The 2,395-nt window shown below is 50.9% G+C and carries 1 protein-coding gene and 1 pseudogene; one reads left to right on the top strand and one right to left on the bottom strand.

Features of this window, described 5'->3' with window-relative positions:
- A pseudogene (locus tag F0Q32_RS18205) lies at nt 1–697 on the bottom strand (IS3 family transposase); the annotation flags it as partial.
- A gap of 415 nt (nt 698–1,112) precedes the next feature.
- Here F0Q32_RS18205 and F0Q32_RS18210 point away from each other — a divergent pair.
- On the top strand, nt 1,113–2,246 hold the full coding sequence (locus F0Q32_RS18210; RefSeq protein ID WP_017384068.1) for a glutathione-independent formaldehyde dehydrogenase: 1,134 nt from the start codon (nt 1,113–1,115) through the stop codon (nt 2,244–2,246).
- Nucleotides 2,247–2,395: the final 149 nt, after the last annotated feature.

Consider the following 2,395-nt stretch of genomic DNA (forward strand, 5'->3'; position numbering starts at 1 on the left):
CCGGGCACACTATAAGTAATATCTGTGACCCAGACCTGATTGGCCCGGACAACAGTAAACTGCCGTTGCACGCGATTAGGGGCAACCACTGAAGGCCGGCCGGCGATACGACGCGGCGCTTTATAGCCGCGTACGGCTTTGATCCGGTTTTGTTGCATAATACGACCCACCCGGTTTTTGCCGCAGGTTTCCCCGATTTCGTTCAGGTCGCCATGAACCCGCCGGTAACCGTATACGCCTCCGCTCAGTGAATATGAGTCGCGGATAAGCATCAGCAGACGCTGGTTATCTTTATCACGCGCCGAGACCGGGTTGTGCAGCCACGCATAGAACCCGGCCCGGGCGACATTCAGTACCCGACACATCGTCATCACACCCCATACAGTGCGGTGTTCATTGATAAAGCGGTACTTCAGTCGGGCTCCCTTGCAAAGTACCGCGCGGCCTTTTTCAGGATATCCCGTTCTTCTTCGGTGCGTTTTAGCTGCGCCCGGAGTTTCAGGATCTCGCTTTTGGCTTCCAGTAAATCCCGGGCATGCTGTTCGCTGTTATCAGGTTTGATAGCCCGTAGCCACTTGTAGAGGCTGTGTGCAGAAACGCCCAGACGGTCGGATACTTCGGCAACGGAATAACCGCGTTCTGTTATCTGACGGACGGCTTCTTCCTTAAATTCAGGTGTAAATCGTGGTGTGCCCATACGCTCCTCCTATGCTCAAACTATAGGGCAGGATCGTCTACCGGGGCGGGGTCAGTCCATCAACGGCTCGGAAGTGTCTAGATTATCCGTGGCGATTCACTAGGGTTACCTAATTCACCTATGTCTACTTCTGGCACAATGCAGAAATGAGATAGATTTACTTTATCCGCTTCTCGCTCAAAGCTGTCCGTAATCCCCTGCCTGCTTAAAAAAACCGGATTAACGTGTGATGTTTTTACGTTTTCCAGGCAGCCTTCATCGGTAAGTACCTGTCTTACAGACTTCAATGCACTTAGTTAAGAAACATCCTAATCGTCCTTTCGCCGATCGCGAGATCTGTTATGGCAGCTAAACTCGATTGATACCCCAATCCGCCGGGCAGCATTTCCTTTCCGCACGCAAGAAGGAGAAGATCATGAAAGCAGTAATTTACAACGGTCCTTATGATGTAAAAGTAAAAGACGTACCGGATGCGAAAATTGTCCGCCCCACGGATGTACTCGTCCGCATCACCACCACCAACATTTGTGGGTCGGACTTGCACATGTATGAGGGCCGGACCAGCTTTGAACAGGGACGGATTCTGGGTCACGAAAACCTGGGTGAAGTGGTCGAAATTGGCTCAGGCGTTGAACGTATTAAGGTGGGCGACTATGTTTGTCTGCCGTTTAACGTGGGATGTGGTTTTTGCGAAAACTGTGAAAAAGGTCTGACCGGCTTTTGTCTCACTACCAATCCGGGTTCGGCAGGCGCAGCTTATGGTTTTGCTGAAATGGGTCCCTGGGAGGGGGGGCAGGCGGAACTGCTTCGGGTGCCATTTGCCGACTTTAACTGCCTTGTTCTTCCCCCTGATGCGGCAGAAAAAGAAGATGATTATGTGATGCTCTCTGACATTTTTCCTACCGGCTGGCATGCAACAGAACTTGCCGGATTGAAGCCTGGTGAAAGCGTGGCCATTTATGGCGCGGGGCCGGTCGGTTTGATGGCAGCTCATTCGGCGATCATTAAAGGTGCTTCACAGGTGTTTGTGGTTGATACGCACACAGACCGGTTGGCTCTGGCTGAAAAAATGGGGGCGACGGGCATCAATGCTACTGGCGATGAAGCTGTACAAAAAATTCTCGACCTGACGGATGGACGCGGTACGGATTGTGGCTGCGAATGTGTTGGCTATCAGTGCTGTAACAAACATGGCCATGAAGATAACTCTGTCACCATGAACAGTCTTGTTGCGTCGACGAAAGCAACCGGGGGAATTGGTGTGGTTGGCGTCTTTATTCCTCAGGATCCGGGGGCTGAATCGGAGCTTGCCAGAGAGGGTAAGATGCCATTTGATTTTGGGAGTTTCTGGTTTAAAGGACAGGCAATCCGTACCGGCCAGGCGAACGTTAAGGCCTATAACCGTCAGCTGTCTCGCCTCATCCATCACGATAAAGCCAGTCCGGGCAAAATAATTTCTCATCGTCTTTCGCTTGAAGAGGCTCCTGCCGGATATAAGCACTTCGATGAGCGGGATGAAGGATGGACGAAGGTTATCCTTAAGCCTTAAATAGAGTTATCCGGTATGAGAAAGCAAAAACCGGGAAAGAATGTATGACTTTTGACAGGGTGCAATAAAATATCCTGTCAGGGCGTTATTATTCATACTTTCAGCTGCCAGGTGATGCTGCCAACTTACTGATTTAGTGTATGATGGTG

The organism is Pseudocitrobacter sp. 73 (genome assembly GCF_008369545.1).
Lineage (GTDB): Bacteria > Pseudomonadota > Gammaproteobacteria > Enterobacterales > Enterobacteriaceae > Pseudocitrobacter > Pseudocitrobacter vendiensis.

Excerpts from the sequence above, each read along its gene's own strand:
- F0Q32_RS18210 (WP_017384068.1), top strand. The coding sequence starts at position 1,113 with ATGAAAGCAGTAATTTACAACGGTCCTTATGATGTAAAAGTAAAAGAC.